Below are 6,812 nucleotides of genomic sequence, written 5' to 3' on the forward strand. Positions count from 1 at the left end.
ATTTATTGACAGGGGTAGTGGTCCAGTGCTGTGATTCAAGCCACCACCGATAGGAAACCTTCTTAACTAAATCGCCGCCGCGCCCTGCTGTTCCCCTTGCACAGGAGGCACCCTGTGGCCAGACCCCTGTTGTTGGCCTTGCCGGCAGCACTAGCAGTCTCGATTGTCCCGGCCGTGGTCGTCCCGACCGCCGCGAACGCCGCCGTGGTCGAGTACCAGGCGGAGAACGCGACGATCTCGGGCGGCGTCGTCGAGTCGAACCACGCCGGCCACACCGGCACCGGGTTCGTCAACTACGACAACGCCGTCGGCAGCTCCGTCGAGTTCGTCGTCAACTCACCCACCGCGGCCGCCGCGAAGATCACCTTCCGGTACGCCAACGGCACGTCGACCAACCGCCCGATGGACATCTACCTGAACGACGTCCGCAAGCAGAGCGCCTGGTCGTTCAACGGTACGGGCGCCTGGACGACCTGGGCGACCAAGACGATCACGCTGGGCCTGCAGGCGGGTTCGAACACGATCAGGACGGTCTCCACGACCGTCAACGGCGGCCCGAACCTGGACCGCGTCGACGTCGACGCGCCCGGCGGCACACCGGACACCCAGGCCCCCTCGGTGCCGGGCAACCTGCGTTCGACCGGCTCGACGTCGTCGTCCGTTTCGTTGGCGTGGAACGCTTCCACGGACAACGTCGGCGTGACGGGCTACCTGCTGTCCAACGGCCAGACGGTCTCGGGCACCACGCACACCGTCACCGGCCTCTCACCCGACACGGAGTACACCTTCTCCGTGCAGGCGCGGGACGCCGCGGACAACGTGTCCGGCGTGTCGGAGATCATCACGGTCCGCACGCAGCCCGGTTCTGGCGGCGACACCGAGGCCCCCTCGGTGCCGGGCAACCTGCGTTCGACCGGCTCGACGTCGTCGTCGGTCTCGTTGGCGTGGAACGCTTCCACGGACAACGTCGGCGTGACGGGCTACCTGCTGTCCAACGGCCAGACGGTCTCGGGCACCACGCACACCGTCACCGGCCTGACGGCGAACACCGACTACACCTTCACCGTGCGGGCGCGCGACGCGGCGGGCAACCAGTCCGGCGCCTCGAACTCCGTCACGGTGCGCACGCAGGCCGGTGGCGGCGGTACCAGGCCGCACGACGTCAACGGCCTGCTGCGCGTCTGCGGCGTGCAGCTGTGCAACCAGTACGGCAAGCCGATCCAGCTCCGCGGCGCCAGCACGCACGGCATCCAGTGGTACCACCAGTGCTCCAAGCCCCAGTGGTGGGACGCGCTGACCACCGACTGGAACGCCGACTTCATCCGCGTGGCCATGTACATCCAGGAAGACGGCTACGAGACCGACCCCCGCAAGTTCACGGACCTGATGCACGGCTACATCGAGGAAGCCACCCGCCGCGGCATCTACGTCCTGGTCGACTGGCACCAGCTCTCGCCCGGTGACCCGAACTACAACCTGGCGCGCGCCAAGACGTTCTTCACGGAGATCGCCCAGCGTCACAAGGACAAGACCAACATCATCTACGACATCGCCAACGAGCCGAACGGCACGTCGTGGGCTCGCGTGAAGTCCTACGCCGAGCAGATGATCCCGGTCATCCGCAACATCGACCCGGACAGCCTCATCGTCTCGGGCACCAACGGCTGGTCGACCTTCGGCCACTCCGACGGCGACAGCCCGTCCGAGGTGCTGAACAACCGGGTCAACGCCACCAACTTCATGTACTCGTTCCACTTCTACGCCCAGGCGCACCGGGACGCGTACCTCCAGGTGCTCGACCAGGTGTCGTCGCAGGTGCCGGTCTTCGTGACCGAGTTCGGCACCCAGGCGGCCTCCGGTGGCGGCTCGAACGACTTCACCATGTCGCAGAAGTACATCGACCTGATGGAGCGCAAGAAGATCTCTTGGGCCAACTGGAACTTCTCCGACGACGGCCTCACGGGCGCGGTGTTCAAGACCGGCACCTGCTCGGGCACCACGTTCGCGGGTACCAACGTCCTGAAGCCGGCCGGTGTGTGGGTGCGCGAGCGCATGCGCACGCCGGACAACTTCCCGACGTCCTGAAGTTTCTGAGCTGGTCCCCGCCCGGCTCTGGTCGGACTCAGGCAGAGCGGTGCGGCGAGAACGTTCGCCGCACCGCTCCTGTCGTCGGGGCGGCTGTGGACAGCCGTCATCTTCTGTCGGTGCGGAGTGGTAGCTTCGACTCGTCGGTGGTCGAGGCGCCCACGCTGGGAGCGCCCCGCCGCCGTTGAGCTTCGGCGCAGGCTCGGCCGGTGCGTCCACAACGGGCCGCGTTCACCCGTTCTGGCACCACCGCCGGCCCTGCTCGGCCTCACCGACCGGCCGACTCACCTCACGTGAGCGGCCAGGTGTGCACGGGCTCGTTGGCGTGCATCAGGTCCACATAGGTCCGCAGCATGGTCCGCAACGCATCCGCCCGGTCCATGTGCGTGTGGTCGTAGTGCCGGTGGAACTCGCGCGCCTGCCAGGTCGCGCCGTTCACCCCGGACAGGCACCGCTGCTCGATCACGCCCAACAGCCGATCCCGCTCGGCGGAGTCGACGCCCCACCTGATCAACCCCTCGTGCGCGAGAGGAAGGAGCCGCCGCAGGACCAACTCCACCACCGGAACGGTGCCGACGCCGGGCCAGTACATCTGCGCGTCCATGCCGTTGCGGGAGGCCGCGTTGAAGTTCTCCTCGGCCGCCTGGAAGCTCATCTGCGACCACAGTGGACGCTCGTCCTCGGCCAGGGCCCGCACCAGGCCGAAGTACAGGGCGGCGTTCGCCAGCGTGTCCACGATGGTCGGCCCGGCCGGCAGGACGCGGTTCTCCACGCGCAGGTGCGGGCGGTCGCGGACCACGTCGTAGACCGGGCGGTTCCAGCGGTAGATGGTGCCGTTGTGGAGCTTCAGCTCGCTCAACGACGGCGTGTCGCCCTTGTCCAGCACGGCCAAGGGGTCCTCGTCGTCGGTGATGGGCAGGAGCGCGGGGAAGTAGCGGACGTTCTCCTCGAACAGGTCGAAGATCGAGTTGATCCACCGCTCGCCGAACCACACGCGCGGTCGCACGCCCTGGGCCTTGAGCTCGTCGCCGCGGGTGTCGGTCGCCTGCTGGAACAGGGCGATGCGGGTCTCGCGCCAGAGTTCCTTGCCGAGGAAGAACGGCGAGTTGGCACCGACGGCCACCTGAACGCCGGCGATGGCCTGCGCGGCGTTCCAGTAGGCGGGGAACTGCTCGGGGGAGACCTGCAGGTGCAGTTGCGTGCTGGTGCAGGCCGCCTCGGGGACGATCGAGTTCGCGGTGAGGTGGAGGCGTTCGACGCCGTCGATCGAGATCTGGAGGTCCTCGCCGCGGGCGGCCAGGACCTGTTCGTTCAGCAACGCGTAGCGCGGGTTGCCGGAGAGCAGGTCCGGGGCGATGTCCTGGGGACGCAGCGTCGGCAGGATGCCGTTGATGACCATGTGCGCGCCCACCGCGCGCGCCTTCTCCTCGGCGGAGTTCAGGCTGCGCCGGACCGTTTCCTCGAAGGAGGTGATGCCACCGCCCGCCAGGCGGCGCGGGGCCACGTTGATCTCGATGTTCCACTGGCCGAGCTCGGTCACGAAGTCCGGGTCGTCGATGACGTCCAGGGCCTCGTGGTTCTTCATCGCCGGATCGCAGTTCTCGTCGATGAGGTTGATCTCGATCTCGAGACCGGTCATCGGCCGTTCGAAGTCGAAACGCGCCTCACGCAGCATCCGCGCGAACACGTCGAGGCACCGGCGCACCTTGGTGCGGTACCGCGTGCGGTCCTCGCGCGTGAACTCGTGCTTCGCGACGTCCTCGCCCATGGTGGCCTCCCGGCGGTCGAGGGTTCACAACACCACTGTGCACCATGGTTGATCAATCCGACACCCGTGTGTCTTGTTCCCCCGAACAGGACAGGCCGAAACCCTAATCTCGCGCGGGCACCGCGATCGTGGTGATGAGGAGCTCGCCCTGCACGAGCCAGCGGCCGTCGAACCCGGCGATCGGCGTGTCGGGCAGCAGGATGCGCGAGTGGAACGTGCCGTCGGCGTTGAGCGTGATGTCCGCGTCCTCGAACCCGAGCCAGCGGTTCGTGACCGGGAACCACGCCTTGTAGGTGGACTCCTTGGCGCTGAACAGCAGGCGGTCCCAGCAGATCTTCGGGTCGTCGGCCTTCAGGCCGGGCATCCGGCGCAGTTCGGCGGGGATCGCGATCGCGCCCAGCACACCGTCCGGCGCGGGCTGGTGCGGTTCGGCGTCGATGCCGATCGTCGAGAAGTCGCTGGACCTCGCGAGCGCGGCGGCCCGGTAGCCGGCGCAGTGCGTGAGGCTGCCGACGACGCCGTCGGGCCACAGCGGTTCGCGCTTCGGGCCCGGCAGGATCGCGGCGGGCAGCACGTCGAGGCTCGTCATCGCCTCGCGTGCGCACGCGCGCACCGTGCTGAACTCGAACCGCCGCTTGGGCACGGAGTTGCCGAGCAGCGCCTCTTCCTCGGGGAAGAGCTCGACGGGGATGTCGTCGTTGTACCGCTCCACCGCCGCGATGGGCGGGGGAAGAAGTTGCTCCAGCACCTTTACGACTCCCGCAGTACGTCGTGCAGCTTCACCTGGGTGGTGCCGCGTGGTTTCCACTCGCGCGGGTAGCCGAGCGAGACCTCGTCGAAGCGCACGCCGTCGTAGCGCGTCGTGCGGGGGATGTGCAGGTGCCCGTAGACCATCTCGACGCAGTTGAACCTGCGGTGCCAGTCGGCCGTGAGAGCGGTCCCGCACCAGAGCGCGAACTCGGGGTAGCGCAGCACGAACGTGGGGTCGCGCACGAGCGGGTAGTGGTTGATCAGCACGGTCGGACCGTTCACCGCGGCGAGCCGCTCCTCGGTCTCCGCCACGCGCGCCTGGCACCAGGCCTCCCGCGACGGGTACGGGTCGGGGTGCAGGAAGTACTCGTCCGTGCAGACCACTCCCGCTTCGTGCGCGAGGGCGAGCGCGGACTTCACGTCCGTGGCGCCCTGTGGCCTGAAGGAGTAGTCGTACCCGAGGAAAAGTGGACAGACAGTGACCGGCCCTTGAGGACCGTCGAACGTCACGTACGGGTCCTCGGGCGTGATCACGTCCAGGCTGCGGCACAGCTCGACGAGCTGCTTGTAGCGCATCTCGCCACGCGCCTGGTTGGGGTCGTCCTTGGTGGTCCAGAGCTCGTGGTTGCCCGGCGACCAGATCAACCGCGCGAACTTCGGGCGGAGTTTCCGCAGCGTCCACTCGATGTCGGCGAACTTCTCGCCGATGTCCCCGGCGATGATCAGCCAGTCCGAGGGGTCCGGCGACGAGATCGCGTCCACGACGTCACGATTGTCCTGGTAGGAGACGTGCAGGTCGCTGGTGGCCAAGAGCTTCACATGTCGAAGGTAACCGGGCCGTCAACGACTGGATCATTACCGCCCGATGGGGGACGAGAGGCACCACCCGGTCGTGTCGACAGGCACACGACCGGTTATCCGTTCGTCGCAGACCGTGCGCCACTCGTCTCAACAGGGCAGGCCGCGCATCGCCATCGCACGTCCGTTCGTCGCCCCGTTTGGCCTACCTACTTACCTGTTTCCTGACCGCCTTCTTACTGTGAGCGCTGTCACCTGACGGAAAAGTCCTGGCGGAGGACCACACCATGACCGACTCACAGTTCGCTCGCACCCCGGACCCGCGACTCGCGCGCCAGGTCCCGCCCCGTCAGGTGCCAGGGCGCCCCGTGCCCGTGCGTCAGCCGGCGCCCGGCCAGGTCCCGGTCACCGCGCGCCAGCAGGTGGGCCAGGTCCCCACCCGCTACGGCCAGCCGGTGGACCCGCGCCTGCAGAACAACCCGTCGTTCCGCCGCACCGTGGGCGCCGAGATCGCCCGTCACGCGCAGCAGCACCAGGCCTACGCCGTCCCCCAGCGCCGCACCACGGCCGAGGACACCGCCCTGGCCACCCTGCTCCGCTCCCGCCAGCGCGCCGAGTCCGCCCGCCAGGACCAGCGGCCCGCCGACGTGGCCCCGCGCACCGACTCCTGGATGCGCACCGCCGCCTGGCCGTCGTCCTCCGAGCACGGCGCCGAGGCGGGCCGCGGTGACGTGATCGAGCAGCTCTCGTCCCGCCTGGTCTCGGCGAACCTGTGGTCGCTGGTCGAGCCGCTGATCCCGCCGGCCAAGGTCCGCCGTCAGGGCGGCGGGCGCGGCCGGGTCTGCAACCGCTCGGTGTTCACGGCGATCGTGTTCGTGCTGTCGTCCGGGTGCGCCTGGCGGCACCTGCCGGCTTCGTTCGGCGTGACCGTGCCGACCGTGCACCGGCGGTTCCAGGAGTGGACCGACCTGGGGTTGTGGGTCCGGTTGCGGCGCGCCGTGGCCGAGGGGGCCTGCGGGGCGGACGAGGTCGACTGGGTTCGGGCCGTGCTGGACGCCGCTGATCGCCGTGCCGCCAAGGCTGCCAGCTGAGACTGGGCCTACTTCAGGACTCGCCGGAGCCACCTTGGGGGTGGCTCCGGCTTCTTGTTGCCTTGGCTAAGCAATGACCGTTCATCGTGCCGTTGGACCGCTTGTCGCGGGGAGAACGGTCCGGTCGCGTGTGGGCGGTGGTTGGGCAGACCTCGACGGGACGGGTCATTTCATCGCCGCTGACGCGTCGATAGGGATTGGGGCTTGACAGTGAGGATGTGTGTGGTGGTTCTCGCTGGGCTGGTCTGACTCGTGGCTTGACTGACCTTGTGTCTTTCCGAAGATCTGTCGTCTGGTCTGGTGGGGACCGCTGCCAGGGT

General features: G+C 68.3%; 4 protein-coding genes and 1 pseudogene. 2 read left to right on the plus strand and 3 right to left on the minus strand.

Annotated elements, in window-relative coordinates:
- Nucleotides 1-174: 174 nt before the first annotated feature.
- Nucleotides 175-2,085, plus strand: coding sequence for a cellulase family glycosylhydrolase (locus QSK25_RS39450; protein WP_285646139.1), 1,911 nt, complete (start codon nucleotides 175-177; stop codon nucleotides 2,083-2,085).
- A 289-nt stretch (nucleotides 2,086-2,374) separates the two neighbouring features.
- On the opposite strand, the gene QSK25_RS39455 is transcribed toward QSK25_RS39450, so the two are convergent.
- From QSK25_RS39455 to QSK25_RS39465, 3 genes are all read right to left on the minus strand, one after another.
- Nucleotides 2,375-3,853 (minus strand): glutamate-cysteine ligase family protein, encoded by a 1,479-nt coding sequence (locus QSK25_RS39455; RefSeq protein ID WP_285646142.1) that lies wholly within the window; start codon nucleotides 3,851-3,853, stop codon nucleotides 2,375-2,377.
- Nucleotides 3,854-3,956: 103 nt separating this feature from the next.
- Nucleotides 3,957-4,601, minus strand: coding sequence for a 4'-phosphopantetheinyl transferase family protein (locus QSK25_RS39460; protein WP_285646145.1), 645 nt, complete (start codon nucleotides 4,599-4,601; stop codon nucleotides 3,957-3,959).
- A gap of 2 nt (nucleotides 4,602-4,603) precedes the next feature.
- A complete protein-coding gene (locus QSK25_RS39465) occupies nucleotides 4,604-5,422 on the minus strand; it encodes a metallophosphoesterase family protein (protein ID WP_285646148.1) in 819 nt (272 codons plus the stop codon).
- Nucleotides 5,423-6,132: 710 nt separating this feature from the next.
- On the opposite strand from QSK25_RS39465, the pseudogene QSK25_RS39470 reads away from it, so the two are divergent.
- A pseudogene (locus QSK25_RS39470) lies at nucleotides 6,133-6,489 on the plus strand (transposase); the annotation flags it as partial.
- Nucleotides 6,490-6,812 lie beyond the last annotated feature (323 nt).

It is taken from the genome of Lentzea sp. NBRC 102530, from assembly GCF_030269365.1.
In the GTDB taxonomy this organism is placed as follows: domain Bacteria; phylum Actinomycetota; class Actinomycetes; order Mycobacteriales; family Pseudonocardiaceae; genus Lentzea.

Excerpts from the sequence above, each read along its gene's own strand:
- QSK25_RS39455 (WP_285646142.1), bottom strand. The coding sequence starts at position 3,853 with ATGGGCGAGGACGTCGCGAAGCACGAGTTCACGCGCGAGGACCGCACG.